Below are 15,858 nucleotides of genomic sequence, written 5' to 3'. Positions count from 1 at the left end.
TTCGATGCGCATTGTTGGTATTGATCCGGGGCTTCGCATCACAGGTTTTGGGGTGATTGAGTTTCACCAACAACGCCTTCAATACATTGCCTCCGGGGTGATCAAGACCTCTAATCTGACTGAGTCGGATAGCGCCAGACTTGGAACTATATTTGAAAGTGTGACTGAAGTATTAGCCACTTATCAACCAGATATCGCTTCCGTTGAAAAAGTCTTTTTGAATGTTAATCCTAAATCTACCTTAGCCCTCGGCCAAGCTAGAGGTGCTGCTATTACCGCCCTAGTTTGTCAAAAATTACAGGTTTATGAATTTAGTGCCTTAGAAGTGAAAAAAAATGTGGTAGGTTCTGGGCGTGCCACCAAAGAGCAAGTGCAAGAAATGATTCGTCGCTTACTTAACCTTAAGTCAGCTCCTAGTAAAGATGCGTCCGATGCACTGGCTGTTGCGATCTGTGCAGCGCATCATCATCAGATGAACCTACAAATCCAAAAGTCATCTAAACTTAAATAATATTTAAATTAAAGGAAGATTGATGATCGGTCGCATACAAGGTCTTTTGCTGCAAAAAAACCCTCCCAGAATCCTCGTGGATTGTCATGGGGTGGGCTATGAGATAGACGTCCCGATGAGCACACTTTATCAATTACCTGACAACGGTCAGCAAGTTACCTTATTAACGCATTTTGTCGTCCGTGAAGATGCTCAACTCTTGTTTGGTTTCGCAACGGAGTCAGAGCGTGAAGCATTTAAAACCTTAATTAAAATTAGCGGGGTTGGCGCAAGAACTGCACTGGCTATCCTCTCAGGTATGAGTGTTTCTGAGATTGGTCAAGCCGTTGCCATGCAAGAAAGTGCGAGACTTACTACAGTTCCCGGTATTGGCAAAAAAACAGCTGAACGATTATTACTAGAATTAAAAGGGAAATTTGGGGTTGACACTATTTCATCTGCTCCAAATCAAATTGGTATTTCTAGCAATAGTTCAAGTGAGATCTTACAAGCGCTTCTAGCTCTGGGTTACTCGGATAAAGAAGCTGTTCTTGCCTTAAAAAATATTCCCACCGATGTTAGTGTTTCGGATGGTATTCGCATGGCCTTGAAAACCCTCTCAAAAGGTTAATTGGTATATTTTTCAAACTCATTTAAACTATCTTGATGAGTATTCACACTGACCAATTAGAAACAAATTCTGAACCACCTCGTGGGGCTAAGGACCGTATGATTCAACCCCTAGCTTCTTCTGAGGATAATGTTGTTGAAAGAGCATTACGCCCAAAGCAACTTGAAGAATACATTGGTCAACAAAAGGCCAGAGAACAATTAGAAATTTTTATCTCTGCTGCAAAAAGTCGCTCGGAAGCCTTAGATCACGTTTTATTATTTGGTCCTCCAGGTCTTGGTAAAACAACACTAGCTCACATTATTGCTAAAGAACTTGGTGTTAATTTACGCCAAACGAGTGGTCCTGTTTTAGATCGCCCTGGGGATTTAGCTGCCTTACTGACCAATTTAGAAGAAAACGATGTACTCTTTATTGATGAGATCCATCGCTTATCACCGATTGTGGAAGAAATTCTATATCCTGCACTCGAGGACTATAGTATCGACATCATGATTGGTGAAGGTCCTGCTGCTAGAAGTGTCAAACTTGACCTCAAACCATTTACCCTAATTGGTGCGACGACTAGGGCTGGGATGTTAACCAATCCATTACGAGATCGTTTCGGGATTGTTTCTAGGTTAGAGTTTTATACCCATGCAGAACTCAGCGAGATTGTAAAAAGATCTTCTAAATTACTCGGAGCGACCATTGCACCAGACGGCGCCAGTGAGATTGCTAAACGTGCGCGTGGAACTCCTCGAATTGCCAATCGGCTATTACGACGTGTGCGGGATTATGCCCAAGTAAAGAGTGATGGTGTTATTACTGCGGCAATTGCTGACAAAGCACTATTAATGCTCGATGTTGACCCTGTAGGTTTTGACATCATGGACCGAAAACTTCTTGAAGCCATCTTATATAAGTTTTCGGGTGGGCCGGTTGGACTCGATAATTTAGCCTCAGTCATCGGCGAAGAAAAAGATACGATTGAAGACGTTATAGAACCGTATCTCATTCAGCAGGGCTATTTGCAAAGAACCCCTCGGGGCAGAATCGCTACCCGCTTGGCTTATGCCCATTTTGGATTGACAATGCCAAACAATGGAAGTGGCTCTTCTAGCTTGCTAGATTTAGATTAATTACGGCAAATCCCAAGAAACAGACTTAGGAGAGCTTTGACGGTCAATTTCATCCAAAGCGTCATTTTGTAAATGACTAATATCACCCCAACTCAAAATTTGGAAATTTTCACCATCAAATACTAGGCGATTCAAACTAGTATTGAGTAATTCAATCTTTCTTTTTTCCGAGATATCAACTTTTGCCGCCTCACGGTAAATACAATCCAAGACACCACCGTGGGCTACGATTAAAATTGTTTGGCCAAGATGACGCTTGGCAATTTGTCTTACTCCCAAAACTACACGATCATAAAACTGCTGCAAGCTCTCACCGTCTTTAGGCTGAAAATTAGCATTACGCGTTACCCAAGCATGGTAATTTTCGGGATGGGTTTGTTCGATTTCTGCGTAAGTTTTACCTTGAATCTCTCCATAGCATCGCTCCCGCAATAAGGCGTCTTGCTTAACTTCTAATTGATGATGATTAGCAATTGTTTGTGCAGTGTCATATGCTCTTGATAAATCGCTCGCATAGGCAACATCAATACTTTCAGTTGCTAATACTTTTGCTAATAACTTCGCTTGCTCAACGCCAATTGAATTTAAACCAATATCTAAATAACCTTGTAAGCGTTTTTCACGGTTCCAATCTGTTTCACCGTGCCTTATCAATAAAATATTTGCCACAAAAAGTCCTTGTTAACTTAAATGAATTTTCACAAATTTACGCTTACCAACTTGTAAGATGAATGTCCCAGGATCTAATTTGAGTGTGCGATCACTCACCTGAATACCATCTATTTTTACGCCACCTTGATCAATATTTCGATAAGCTTCTGTCGTGGAGGGTGCTAAGTTTGCTTGCTTAATCAGCTGAGCTAAACCAATCGGTGCACCGGTTAATGTCAGCTCAGGGATGTCATCAGGGATGCCCCCCTTGGCGCGATGATTAAAATCTTCAAGCGCCTTATCTGCATCCGCACGACTATGGAACCTTGTAACAATTTCCTGCGCTAGGATGACTTTGGCGTCTTTTGGATTTCGGCCCCCAGCCACTTCATTTTTAAGGGCTTCGATTTCTTGCATTGATTTAAATGAGAGCAATGTAAAGTAACTCCACATTAACTCATCAGAGATACTGAGTAGCTTGCCAAACATATCGCCGGGATTTTCACTGATACCGATATAGTTACCCTTAGATTTACTCATCTTATCCACACCATCAAGACCAACAAGTAGTGGCATCGTCAAAATACATTGGGGTTCTTGACCATACTCTTTTTGTAATTCGCGACCAACCAGTAAGTTAAATTTTTGATCCGTGCCACCAAGTTCCAGGTCGCTTCTTAATGCAACTGAATCATAACCCTGCATGAGTGGGTATAAAAATTCGTGAACTGAGATTGAGACCCCAGACTTAAATCGTTTTGTAAAATCATCTCGCTCCAGCATCCTTGCCACTGTATATTTTGAGGCAAGTTGAATCATGCCAGAGGCGCCAAGTGGTTCCGACCATTCGGAGTTGTATCTGATTTCTGTTTTTTCAGGATCGAGAATTAAGCTTGCTTGACGATAATACGTTTGCGCATTCAGTGCTATTTCCTCTTTGGTTAAAGGGGGTCTAGTCAAATTCCTACCAGATGGATCACCAATTAAACTCGTAAAATCACCAATGAGGAAAATCACCGTGTGACCTAAATCTTGTAATTGGCGTAGTTTATTTAAGACAACTGTGTGACCTAAATGAATATCTGGCGCAGTTGGATCCAATCCAAGTTTAATTCGAAGAGGCGTCTTTGTTGCTGCACTTTTTGCCAGTTTAGCCAACCATTCAGACTCCACCAATAATTCCTCACAACCCCGTTTGGTTTGTTCAAACGCAGCTTGAACCTCTGGTGTTATCGGATATTTTTGAGAATGAGCAGAAACTTTCGCTTCCGGTATTTCAGATGTATTTATACTAGTCATACTTACTTTTTCTTTAAAAAGATTTTCACAATAACTACTATTTTCGCATTATTAGACAAACCATCCCTATTTAACTGTTAATGCTCTCCGCAATTCTTCCCAACTTATCGAACTACTTCATTGGAATCATGTCAGGCACTAGTTTAGATGGTGTAGATTGCGTTTTATCCACCATTGATTCCAAAGGTCAGTGTCAATATATTTCGCATGTGAGTAGACCTTATAGCGCGCAAATGCGAGAGCAGTTTTTAACACTTCAAAGTCCAAGTACTAATGAACTTCACTTGGAAGCGCTGAGCGCCAATGACTTAGCAATTGAATATGCCCACGCGATTCAGGCTCTACTGGAGCTTACAGGAATTAGAGCAGATCAAATAGCCGCAATTGGTGCACATGGGCAGACCATTCGACATCAACCCTCAAAAACTCTACAGTTAGCTTACACATGGCAAAGTTTAAATTCTTCTTTGCTCGCTGAGTTAACTAGCATCAATGTCATCAGTGATTTTCGTACGAGAGATATTGCTGCGGGCGGTCAAGGTGCTCCTTTAGTCCCAGCGTTTCATGCGGCGCAGTTTCGTAGCGATTTACCCATTGCCATTCTTAATTTGGGTGGTATTGCTAACTTGACACTGTTGGAACCGAATAAACCTGTTTTAGGTTTTGATACAGGTCCTGCAAATGTGCTCTTAAATGACTGGATCTATAAAAACTTACAGTTGCCCTATGATGAAAATGGCGACTGGTCTAAGTTAGGCCAAATCCTGCCCAATATTCTTGAGTCGATGCTTTCCGAACCGTATTTTACCGCGCCAATTCCCAAGAGCACGGGACGTGATTTATTTCATCTAGATTGGTTAATGAAACATCTGCCGCATGACAATATGCCTTTAGCACCAGATATTCAGGCAAGTTTAGTAGAGCTAACAGCTATTTCAGTTGCCAGGCAGTTGCACCATTACCTACCAAGTAGTTCTGAGGTGATAGCGTGTGGCGGTGGTGTACAAAACCGTTATCTGATGGAAAGAATTGAGATACATTGCCAAGATCTAATTCCTAACATAGAACTCAGCACAACACAGAAGTACGGTATTGACCCGCAAACAGTTGAGTCGCTCGCCTTTGCATGGTTAGCATGGTGTTTTGTAAAAGGCTTGCCGGGGAATTTAACTAGTGTTACTGGAGCAAAGAGCCCTAAAATTCTAGGTGCCTTTTACCCCAAGTAAAACTATTAGATAAGCTACTTTTTAAGCGGAGAAAGAAGAACCACAGCCGCAAGTAGTGGTTGCGTTAGGATTCTTAATAACAAACTGTGATCCGTTAATGTCTTCTTTGTAGTCGATCTCAGCCCCAACTAGATACTGAAAACTCATTGAATCAACTAATAATGTAACGCCTTTTTTAGAGAACTCAGTGTCGTCTTCATTCACGTCTTCATCAAATGTAAAGCCGTATTGAAAGCCAGAACATCCACCACCTTGAACGAAAACACGAAGTTTAAGTGCTGGATTACCTTCTTCAGCAATTAAATCGGCAACTTTATCAGCAGCACTTTCCGTAAAATTAATTGGAACTGGTGGCTCTTCCATTACTTCTACAACATTTTGAACTGTACTCATTTGTGACTCCTCAATCAATATTTCTCTATTCTAGGCTTATATTGCCCTATTTACAGTAAGGTTATTTAACTATATTTTAAGGCATTAATGCAATTTGTTGTAAACCCATGTCCTCAGGAAATCCAAACATCAAATTAAGGCATTGGATCCCTTGACCGGAGGCTCCTTTTACTAAGTTATCTTCAACCACCAAAATGACTAAAGTATCTGCCCCGCCAGGACGATGAACCGCGATGCGAAGTTGATTACTGCCTCTTACAGAACGTGTTTCAGGCAAACTGCCAGCTGGCATAACATCAACAAATGGCTCATTCGCATAAAAATCTTCAAACAATTTTTGAAAATCAACATCTAATCCATCTGGAAGGATTCGAGCATACAGAGTTGAATGAATACCCCGAATCATTGGGACTAAGTGAGGGACGAAGGTCAGCTTAATCTCATCATGGCCGGCGATTGCTTTTAAACCTTGCTCGATCTCTGGTAAATGGCGATGACCCTTCACTCCATATGCTTTGAAGTTATCACTTGCTTCCGCTAGGAGCGTTCCAACTTCAGCTTTTCTTCCTGCACCTGATACTCCTGATTTTGAATCAGAGATGAGGTAGTTAGTATCAATTAACTTTTTACCACCAGTGAGTTTTGGACTAATTAAAGGAGCAAAACCCAGTTGTACTGAAGTTGGGTAACATCCAGCAAGACCGATTACACGAGCAGTTTTAATTTTTTCCCGATTGATTTCAGCAAGTCCATATACAGCTTCTGCAAGAATATCTGGGCACTGATGCGGCATCCCGTACCATTTTTCGAACTCTGCTGTATCTTTTAATCTAAAGTCAGCGGCTAAATCAATGATTCTGACTCCTGCGGCTAACAATTCTTTTGCCTGTGCCATGGCAACTCCATGAGGTGTTGCAAAAAATACGGCGTCGCATTGATCAAGTTTGGCATCCTCAGGTGTGCTAAAAGCAATATTGACTCGACCTCTTAATGATGAATACATTTCAGAAACTGGCATTCCAGCTTCTTTTCTAGACGTAATTGCCGATAACTCTACTTCAGGATGCTGCGCCAACATCCGAAGTAACTCAACTCCTGTATAACCTGTGCCACCTACGATACCGACCTTGATCATGATATTCCTTGGATAGATGTTATTTTTTTCTTATTCTAACAAGCAATAGTGACCGATTGTTCACATTACCATCAAGAAAAAGAAGAGAGTAAAAAAACCGCATAAGCTATGTAACTTATACGGTTTTTTGACTTACTCAATACGCATTGTTTTAATACTCTAATTTTTAGCCTTGCCTTTGCAAGACATATCTTCGTATAAAAATTAACGCTTACTGAACTGTTTACGACGGCGAGCACCGCGTAAACCAACTTTTTTACGTTCAACTTCACGTGCATCACGTGTCACAAATCCAGCCTTCGATAAACTTGGCTTGAGTGTGTTGTCATAGTCAATTAAAGCACGTGTAACACCGTGACGAACTGCACCAGCTTGGCCAGTTTCACCACCACCAGAAACGTTAACTTTAATATCAAAAGTTTCAGCGTGATTCGTTAAAATCAAAGGTTGACGAGCAATCATTCGTGAAGTTTCACGAGAAAAATATTCATCAATTGGCTTACCGTTTACAACGATTTCGCCTTTACCAGATTTAATAAAAACACGGGCAACTGAACTTTTGCGGCGGCCGGTTCCATAATTCCAATTTCCAATCATGACCGCTCCTTAAATTTCAAGCACGCTTGGCTGTTGAGCCGCGTGTGGATGGTTATCATCGCCATAGACTTTTAATTTCTTAATCATAGCGTAGCCGAGAGGGCCCTTTGGCAACATGCCTTTGACAGCTTTTTCCAAAACACGTCCTGGAAATTTAGCTTGCATCTTGTCAAAATTCGTTTCGTAAATACCGCCTGGGTATCCACTGTGGCGGTAATAGGTTTTTTGCAAACCTTTGTTACCTGTAACGCGCAATTTGGCAGCATTGATTACGACGATGTAATCGCCTGTGTCAACGTGAGGAGTGAATTCGGGTTTATGCTTGCCGCGCAGACGGTGTGCCACTTCACTGGCGACACGACCGAGAACTTTGTCTGTTGCGTCAATCACGAACCATTCATGCTTCACCTCGTGGGATTTAGCTGAAAAAGTTTTCATGATTACTTTCTTTAAATTGTAAGTCCAATAATGCCTAAATTATTTTTCGAATCGGCCTTGCTTATATTTGCACGCTCTCATCTTAAAACTCATTAGGTAACGCATTTTCTCTAGGACTGAAGTAGAGAATCAATGATTATAGCAAAAAAAAGCCCAGAGGTAAACTCTGGGCTATGAATTCCACCTTTGTTTGGGTGGAGGAGACATCTGTAGCAGTAAAATTGAATTAATTTAAACATATTTAAATTAATTCGTGCAATAGGGTAATTATATATTAGGGTATTTACTAGGTAAAGCCTTTTATTCATTTTTTTTGAAAGTGCGCTATGGAGTGTAAGGTAAATTGGCTCGGCATTGATGGTATGAGTTTTTCTGCTGAGGTTGGTAGTGGTCATTTAGTTAATATGGACGGCGCCCCAGAAGCGGGTGGCAGAAACTTAGCGCCAAGACCGATGGAACTTTTATTAGCAGGTGCAGGAGGTTGTACGGCTTTTGATGTAGTAATGATTTTAAAAAAAGCTCGGCAAGATATTCGTGGTTGTGAAGTTAAACTCAATGCAACTCGCGCCGAAGAAGATCCAAAAGTTTTTACAAATATTCACATGACCTTTGTGGTTACAGGTAAAAATCTAGATTTGAATCGCGTACAAAAGGCAGTAGATTTATCTCATGAAAAATATTGCTCAGCAACGATTATGCTGGGTAAGACTGCCTCGATCACCCATAGTATTGAAGTAAAAGAAGCTTAAAGTCCAATAGATATAAGGGCTGATTGAAAGTGGCAGAGTTGGTCGATAAGCCGGATTCTGTCGACCGAACTTTCGTCCGGGGGCAATCATTCCTCTAGACCCATTGTTACCAATGGGTTCAAGCTCTCTACCCGCAGGCTCAGCGGGACGCCTCAATGCCTGCCTATTTGAGATTGCTCCGAGTGGAGGTTACCGCGTTTCACCGTAACTAAATACGCTCGTCTCTGTGGCCCTATTCCTCATGTCACCATGGATGGCCGTTAGCCATCACCCTTCCCTATGGAGTCCGGACTTTCCTCCCCTCTTTCAAGCGGCGGTTGCCTAACCAACTCTGCACCGCTAGTCTAACCTAGAAATGTCCAATCGAGTGACTTTCCTGCATTGAGCGGCACTATTTCTTCCTCACCAAATTGGTAAGTTGAGGGGATTGTTTGTGAAGTTTTTTCAAGCGTAATTTGCTTCGTGTTTCTAGGAAGTCCGTAAAAATCTGGTCCCCTAAAGGATGCAAAAGCTTCAAGTTGTTGTAATTTACCAACAGAATCAAAAGCTTGAGCATAAAACTCCACCGCTTGAGGTGCTGTAAAACATCCCGCACAGCCACATTCATTTTCTTTTAAATGCTTAGAATGCGGTGCGCTGTCGGTGCCTAAGAAAAAGCGCTTCGAATCACTTGTCGCCGCGTTGAGTAAAGCCAGGCGATGTTGTTCCCTTTTTAATACTGGCAAGCAATAAAAATGAGGGCGAATCCCACCAAGGAAAATAGCATTTCGGTTATAAAGCAAATGATGGGCTGTGATGGTCGCAGCAATTTCACCTAAATTAGCAGTATCCGTTGTATTGACGTAGTCAACAGCTTGCGAAGTCGTAATGTGCTCAAATACCACTCTTAATTGGGGATGGCGCATTCTTAATGGATGCAGAACCTCTTCAATAAAAATTGCCTCCCGATCAAATAAATCGATCTCTGCACTCGTGACCTCACCATGAACCAACAATGGAAGGTTATGCTGCGCCATTGCATCTAAAACCTCATCACATTTTGCTAAATTTGTTACACCAGCATCACTATTGGTAGTCGCGCCCGCTGGATACAGTTTCAGTGCCACAATCCCAGCCTCTTTCGCTTTAGCAATTTCAGAGGCCTTCGTGTTATCTGTTAAATAGAGCGTCATTAGCGGCACAAAGGATTGACTATTCTCAGGCAACTCCTTTATTGCTTGTAATATTCGCGCTTGATATTGCAGAGCTAATTCAACTGTCGTAATTGGCGGACGTAAATTGGGCATGACGATGGCACGACCAAATTGTCTACTTGTGTGGCCTAAAACATCTTTTAGTACAACGCCGTCACGCAGATGTAGGTGCCAATCATCGGGCTGGGTAATTGTTAATTTAGTAGTAGAAGTCATTTTTTTATTTGGGATTAATTAAAAGTATTCTAAAGTCATTTACGTTCGTAAGAGTCGGCCCTGTCATAACTAGGCCTTTTGCCTGCGCAAAGAACCCATAAGAGTCATGAGCTTTTAAATAATATTGGGTATCTAAGCCTAGTTCTTTAGCTTTTTTGATTACATCTTGATCAAAATAAGCGCCTGCATTATCTTCACTACCATCAATACCATCCGTATCTGCAGCCAAGGCAGATAAGTTTTCTATCCCTTGACTGGCGTCAAGAAGAGCAAGTAAAAACTCTGCGCAGCGACCACCGCGCCCATTTACATTGGGAGGAATTGTTACGGTTGTCTCGCCACCCGAAATGAGTGCAATAGTTTGATTCGGGTTGCTTTTTTGTAATTCTTTGATTTGCTTTAACTGAATGAATGCTTGCTCTTTGGACTCGCCACTAATCCGGTCGCCCAACACAATTGTTTGAATACCAAAACTATCACAATATTTTGCAGCGTTAGCAAGACTTTGCATCGCTGTTGCATACACATTATTCTCAATCTGGGTCACTTCTAGATCGGTTTCTTTTAGTGTTTCAGGTACATTACCCAATGCACCCGCTCTTAAATGCTTGAGTATTTTTGGACTAATTTTGGATTCATCCAATTGATATGTCTGCAAAATATGAATCGCATCTTGATACGTTGAAGGATCAACTGCACAGGGGCCGCTAGCAATATCAGCAGGTTCATCCCCAATCACATCTGAAATAATAAAGGCATGGACTTTAACCCCCTTAGAGACGGCTAAACGCGCCAAATTGCCACCTTGTATTTGAGACAAGTGTTTTCTGACTACGTTCATTTGCTCAATTGGCGCTCCACTTTTGAGCAATACCTGTGTCAGATTTTGCATTTCTTGCAGTTCGATTCCATCGACCGGTAATGTCAGAAGACTAGACCCTCCCCCTGAAATTAATACAATCAGATGATCACTCGCCTTTAGCTTTTCAATACGTTTTAAGATTTCTTTAGATGCATCTACACAAGCTTGATCCGGGACGGGGTGTGCTGCTTGAAGAACAGAAATCTTTCTATTCGGCAATGGGTCGGAAAGATCATGTTGATATCTAGTCACTACCACCCCACTAACTTCCAGTTGTGGCCAATAAGATAAGGCGTGTTTTTCAAAAGCATCCGCCATTGAAGCACTTGCCTTCCCGGCGCCAATCACCAAACATTTACCCTGGAGTCCATCTGGAAATGCTTTTTCTAAGGCTTTAGGAAGGGCAATTTGAGGATCTGCCACATTCAAGGCAGCTTGATAAGCTCCAAAAAGTATTTGTTTTACGCTAACTTGGCTCATTGATTTAACTGACTTCCTCATCCCTTGCTTCTTTTTGTTGGAGTTGCCAAATTTCAGCATACTTTCCTTGCAACCCGATTAATTCTTCGTGAGTGCCTCTTTCAACAATTTTGCCATCATCCATCACTAAAATTTGCTCTGCATTAATCACTGTTGATAGTCGATGGGCAATCACTAGGGAGGTTCGATTTACTGTTAATCGATCAATTTCTAACTGAATTGCATTTTCAGTTTTTGAATCTAAGGCAGAGGTAGCCTCATCAAAAATAACGAGGGCGGGATTTTTTAATAAAGTCCGAGCAATCGCAACACGTTGCTTTTCACCACCAGAAAGTTTTAATCCGCGTTCACCAACTGCTGTCTTATAACCGTCAGGCAGGCTCATAATAAAATCGTGAATATGCGCTGTACGAGCTGCAGTCTCAATCTCCTCCTGACTTGCACCTGGTTTGCCATAAGAAATGTTATAGCCAATCGTGTCGTTAAATAGTACGGTGTCTTGAGGTACTATTCCTATCAACATTCTTAAACTACTTTGCTGATATTTACTAATGTCTTGGCCATCTATAGTAATAACACCAGATTGAATGTCGTAAAATCTAAAGAGTAATCGGGATAAAGTACTTTTCCCAGCACCGCTATGTCCCACAACTGCGGTTGTGCTGCCAGCCTTTATTTCAAAGGAGACGCCTTTTAAGATGGCGCGATTTGACTCGTATGCAAAATAAACATTATCAAAAACAATGGTCGGACCAATTTTAGGGTTCAATAATTTTAAAGTTCCTGCATTAGGAATATCTTGTACTTCCTTATTTTTTGATAAGATTCCGAACATGTTGCCCATGTCGATTAACGCCTGCTTAATCTCCCTGTAAATCACACCTAAAAAGTTTAAGGGAATATATAACTGAATCATCAAGGTATTGATCAAAACCAGATCACCTAAGGTGAGTTTACCCGCCTCTACACCCGCAACCGCCCGCCATAAAATGGCAATTAAACCCACCACAATAATACATTGTTGACCAACATTTAAAACAGCTAAAGACTTTTGCGATTTGATTGCAGCAGCCTGATAACTCACTAAGAATGTATCGTAACGTTTCGTTTCAAAGGATTCATTACCAAAATATTTAACTGTCTCAAAGTTTAATAATGAATCAATCGCTTTTTGATTGGCGCTGGTATCCATCTCATTCATTTTGCGACGATATTTACTTCTCCATTCGGTAACTTTTACAGTAAAAAGGATATAAAAAGCAATGGCAATAAAAGTAATCCCAGCAAAGACCCAATCATAATTCCAGCCCAGGTAGACTAAAACGATTAAAAATTCTATACAAGTAGGAACGATGCTGTAGAGCGAGTAAGAAATCAGCGACTGAATCCCTCGCGAACCACGATCAATATCCCGACTTACTCCACCGGTTTGTCTACCTAGATGGAACCTCAAGGACATAGCATGTAAATGTTGGAACACTTCAATCGCTATCTGACGGATAGCGTTTTGTGTGACCTTGGCGAATAAAAATTCTCGAAGTTCTGTAAAGACTGAGCTTGAAAGTCTCAATAGTCCATATGCCAGAATTAAACTCAATGGAAAAATCAAATAGCGTTTCGGATCGTTTGGAGCAAAAGATAAATTATCGATCAGATGCTTGAGAACTACAGGAATACCAATATTAGATACTTTTGCGAGTATCAAACAACTCATTGCTAAAGTGACTCTTAAGGGATACTTTAAGACGTAGGGAAGTAGCGTTTTAATTGTCTTGCCATCATCTAATGGTTGTGATGGTGGGACAGGTGATCCTCTATCTGCGGAAGGACGCATAGATATATTTCCAAAAAAATCCCACTACTAGAGTGGGATATTGATTTATAAAGTGGTTTGAGTTGTATTTCGTAAACGAATATGTAATTCTCTGAGTTGCTTCTCATCCACAAAACTCGGTGCTTGCGTCAACAGGCATTGCGCTCTTTGTGTTTTAGGGAATGCAATCACGTCACGAATGGAGTCGGCACCCGTCATCATCGTCACAATACGATCAAGACCAAATGCTATACCACCATGAGGAGGAGCTCCATATTTCAATGCATCCAATAGGAAACCAAATTTTGCTTGGGCTTCCTTAGGGCCAATTTTTAAGGCACGGAATACTTCACTTTGTACAGATTCTTTATGAATACGGACTGACCCGCCACCGATTTCCCAACCATTGAGAACCATATCGTAAGCCTTAGCTAAACAACTGCTTGGATCAGAATCCAAAATACTTAAATGCTCGTCTTTTGGACTAGTAAATGGATGGTGACATGCAACCCAACGAGCGTTTTCATCGTCGTATTCAAACATTGGGAAATCAACTACCCATAATGGTTGCCAGGCTTTTGTGAAAAGGCCTTTTTGACTACTCCAATCGGAGTGACCAATCTTCACGCGGAGTGCACCCATCGAATCATTAACTACTTTGATGGTATCTGCACCAAAGAAAATGATATCGCCATCCTGTGCGCCAGTTCTTTCTAAAATCGCTTTTAAAGCTTCATCGTGCAGATTTTTGACAATCGGTGATTGTAAGCCGTTGCGACCTTCTGCAATTTGATTCACTTTAATCCAAGCTAATCCCTTGGCACCGTAAATACTGACAAATTTTGTATATTCATCAATTTCACTTCTGGAAATTTCAGCACCTGAAGGAATACGTAAACCAACCACTCGACCGTTATCAGAATTAGCTGGGCCAGAGAAAACCTTGAAGTCTACATCTTTCATGACGTCGGTTAACTCCGTGAATTTCAAATTCACTCGTAAGTCAGGTTTATCTGAACCGTAGACTGCCATTGCCTCAGAATAGGGCATAACTGGAAATGGATTGGCGAGTTCAACATCCATGACTGTCTTAAAAATATGACGGATCATATTTTCAAACAAATCACGAATTTCTAACTCATCCATAAAGGAAGTTTCACAGTCGATTTGCGTAAATTCAGGCTGGCGATCTGCTCTTAAATCTTCATCGCGGAAACATTTAACAATTTGGTAATAACGCTCGAAACCAGCCACCATTAATAATTGTTTAAACAACTGCGGAGATTGGGGTAAGGCAAAAAATTGACCATCATGTACGCGAGATGGCACTAAATAATCACGGGCACCTTCTGGGGTACTTTTGGTTAACATCGGTGTTTCGATATCGATAAAACCAGAGTTATCTAAATATTTTCTACATTCCATCGCTACGTTATAGCGTAGGCGCAAATTCTTTTGCATCTGTGGGCGGCGTAAATCTAAAACGCGATGGGTCAGGCGGGTTGTTTCGGATAAATTATCGTCATCTAATAAAAATGGAGGGGTTACTGAAGCATTTAAAACATTTAACTCTTTGCAAAGAATTTCAATCTTTCCGGTAGTTAATTCTGCATTTTGTGTTCCTTCAGGACGTGCTCTCACTAGACCTTTTACTTGGATACAAAATTCATTTCTAACGCCTTCGGCATTTTTAAAAACTTCTTCTTTGTCAGGGTCACATACCACTTGAACAAAACCATGGCTATCTCTAAGATCGATGAAAATGACTCCACCATGATCTCTTCTTCTATTTACCCAACCTGCAACACTGACCTCTTCGCCAATTTCTTTTTCTGTAACTAATCCTGCTGAGTGACTACGAATTGACATACACAAACCTTTTGATAAAAATTGAATAATTAAAGTTCTTGACCCGCTGGAGGCACGGTGCCCATTGAGACAATATGCTTCAAGGCATCTTCGACCGAGATTGAAAGCTCGATAACACTATCCTTTGGCACAATCATAAAAAACCCAGAAGTAGGGTTAGGTGTTGTCGGAAGAAAAACATGAATATGGGGAGTTCCCAACTTTTCAGCTACTTCTCGCATAGGAGTACCGGTCTGAAATGCTAAGGCCCAAGAATCTTGATGGGGATAACGAATCAGCACTGCTTTCTTAAAAGCTTCCCCACTACTAGAAAGTAATGTGTCTGAAACCTGTTTCACACTGGAGTAAATCGATCGAACAATTGGAATTTTGTTAAGAATACGTTCCCAAATTTTTAACCACCAACGACCAGCGAAGGTAATTGCAATCATCCCAGTCAGCATCATACTAAAAATGACAATCAGAATTCCAACCCCAGGAATATTCCTAAAATTGACCAATGGTACGGTCGAACTTGTTGGCATGACTGTAATGATTGCCTGCATTACGGAGCCAAAAACGCCGTCCAAAATACCAAGTGCCCAGGTTATTACCCAAATAGTAATAGCCAGCGGAGCCCAAACGAGTATTCCAGCGATGAAGTATTTTTTCATGTTTTTTACCTTAATCCTCTATTATCCATCTTTTGAGTTCAT

Annotated in this window: 16 protein-coding genes and 1 other RNA gene; 5 read left to right on the top strand and 12 right to left on the bottom strand. The window is 41.2% G+C overall.

What is annotated here, in order from left to right; genetic code table 11:
• The first annotated feature begins 4 nt into the window (after positions 1 to 4).
• The 3 genes from ruvC to ruvB all read left to right on the top strand — a co-directional run bounded on the left by ruvC (position 5) and on the right by ruvB (position 2,242).
• Complete coding sequence (gene ruvC / locus AOC35_RS14250; protein ID WP_108648252.1) at positions 5 to 511, top strand: crossover junction endodeoxyribonuclease RuvC; 507 nt, start codon at positions 5 to 7, stop codon at positions 509 to 511.
• Between the two features lie 22 nt (positions 512 to 533).
• Positions 534 to 1,121 carry a Holliday junction branch migration protein RuvA gene (gene ruvA / locus AOC35_RS14245; RefSeq protein WP_108648250.1) on the top strand — a complete coding sequence of 196 codons (588 nt, stop codon included), beginning with the start codon at positions 534 to 536 and terminating at the stop codon, positions 1,119 to 1,121.
• Between the two features lie 98 nt (positions 1,122 to 1,219).
• A complete protein-coding gene (gene ruvB / locus AOC35_RS14240) occupies positions 1,220 to 2,242 on the top strand; it encodes a Holliday junction branch migration DNA helicase RuvB (protein WP_245898576.1) in 1,023 nt (340 codons plus the stop codon).
• Here the strand turns inward: ruvB and AOC35_RS14235 are convergent, their stop codons facing one another.
• Positions 2,243 to 2,911: a histidine phosphatase family protein gene (locus tag AOC35_RS14235; RefSeq protein WP_108648246.1), complete on the bottom strand. Its 669-nt coding sequence runs from the start codon at positions 2,909 to 2,911 to the stop codon at positions 2,243 to 2,245.
• Positions 2,912 to 2,923: 12 nt separating this feature from the next.
• On the bottom strand, positions 2,924 to 4,192 hold the full coding sequence (gene tyrS / locus AOC35_RS14230; protein WP_108648243.1) for a tyrosine--tRNA ligase: 1,269 nt from the start codon (positions 4,190 to 4,192) through the stop codon (positions 2,924 to 2,926).
• A gap of 80 nt (positions 4,193 to 4,272) precedes the next feature.
• On the opposite strand from tyrS, the gene AOC35_RS14225 reads away from it, so the two are divergent.
• Complete coding sequence (locus tag AOC35_RS14225) at positions 4,273 to 5,418, top strand: anhydro-N-acetylmuramic acid kinase (RefSeq protein ID WP_108648241.1); 1,146 nt, start codon at positions 4,273 to 4,275, stop codon at positions 5,416 to 5,418.
• A 21-nt stretch (positions 5,419 to 5,439) separates the two neighbouring features.
• On the opposite strand, the gene erpA is transcribed toward AOC35_RS14225, so the two are convergent.
• From erpA to rplM, 4 genes are all read right to left on the bottom strand, one after another.
• Positions 5,440 to 5,811, bottom strand: a complete 372-nt coding sequence (erpA, locus tag AOC35_RS14220) for an iron-sulfur cluster insertion protein ErpA (protein ID WP_108648239.1) — start codon at positions 5,809 to 5,811, stop codon at positions 5,440 to 5,442.
• 76 nt (positions 5,812 to 5,887) lie between these two features.
• Complete coding sequence (argC, locus tag AOC35_RS14215) at positions 5,888 to 6,946, bottom strand: N-acetyl-gamma-glutamyl-phosphate reductase (RefSeq protein ID WP_108648236.1); 1,059 nt, start codon at positions 6,944 to 6,946, stop codon at positions 5,888 to 5,890.
• A gap of 204 nt (positions 6,947 to 7,150) precedes the next feature.
• Positions 7,151 to 7,543 carry a 30S ribosomal protein S9 gene (gene rpsI / locus AOC35_RS14210; RefSeq protein WP_108648234.1) on the bottom strand — a complete coding sequence of 131 codons (393 nt, stop codon included), beginning with the start codon at positions 7,541 to 7,543 and terminating at the stop codon, positions 7,151 to 7,153.
• A 9-nt stretch (positions 7,544 to 7,552) separates the two neighbouring features.
• The gene (gene rplM / locus AOC35_RS14205) at positions 7,553 to 7,981 is read right to left on the bottom strand and encodes a 50S ribosomal protein L13 (protein WP_084282941.1); all 429 of its coding nucleotides are present in this window, start codon (positions 7,979 to 7,981) and stop codon (positions 7,553 to 7,555) included.
• 326 nt (positions 7,982 to 8,307) lie between these two features.
• Here rplM and AOC35_RS14200 point away from each other — a divergent pair, with 326 nt between their 5' ends.
• Positions 8,308 to 8,730, top strand: a complete 423-nt coding sequence (locus AOC35_RS14200) for an OsmC family protein (RefSeq protein ID WP_108648232.1) — start codon at positions 8,308 to 8,310, stop codon at positions 8,728 to 8,730.
• A gap of 30 nt (positions 8,731 to 8,760) precedes the next feature.
• Here the strand turns inward: AOC35_RS14200 and rnpB are convergent.
• The 6 genes from rnpB to AOC35_RS14170 form a co-directional block, all read right to left on the bottom strand.
• Positions 8,761 to 9,063, bottom strand: an RNA gene (gene rnpB / locus AOC35_RS14195) — RNase P RNA component class A.
• Between the two features lie 11 nt (positions 9,064 to 9,074).
• Positions 9,075 to 10,139: a dihydroorotase gene (gene pyrC / locus AOC35_RS14190; protein ID WP_108648230.1), complete on the bottom strand. Its 1,065-nt coding sequence runs from the start codon at positions 10,137 to 10,139 to the stop codon at positions 9,075 to 9,077.
• Positions 10,140 to 10,143: 4 nt separating this feature from the next.
• Positions 10,144 to 11,481, bottom strand: coding sequence for a glycerate kinase type-2 family protein (locus AOC35_RS14185; RefSeq protein WP_245898526.1), 1,338 nt, complete (start codon positions 11,479 to 11,481; stop codon positions 10,144 to 10,146).
• A gap of 4 nt (positions 11,482 to 11,485) precedes the next feature.
• Positions 11,486 to 13,315, bottom strand: a complete 1,830-nt coding sequence (locus AOC35_RS14180) for an ABCB family ABC transporter ATP-binding protein/permease (protein ID WP_108648226.1) — start codon at positions 13,313 to 13,315, stop codon at positions 11,486 to 11,488.
• Positions 13,316 to 13,360: 45 nt separating this feature from the next.
• Positions 13,361 to 15,163: an aspartate--tRNA ligase gene (aspS, locus tag AOC35_RS14175; RefSeq protein WP_108648224.1), complete on the bottom strand. Its 1,803-nt coding sequence runs from the start codon at positions 15,161 to 15,163 to the stop codon at positions 13,361 to 13,363.
• Between the two features lie 29 nt (positions 15,164 to 15,192).
• Positions 15,193 to 15,816, bottom strand: coding sequence for a DUF502 domain-containing protein (locus tag AOC35_RS14170; RefSeq protein ID WP_108648222.1), 624 nt, complete (start codon positions 15,814 to 15,816; stop codon positions 15,193 to 15,195).
• Positions 15,817 to 15,858 lie beyond the last annotated feature (42 nt).

Source organism: Polynucleobacter rarus, assembly GCF_003072505.1.
GTDB lineage: Bacteria > Pseudomonadota > Gammaproteobacteria > Burkholderiales > Burkholderiaceae > Polynucleobacter > Polynucleobacter rarus.
This window is presented reverse-complemented; position numbering and strand designations above follow the sequence as displayed.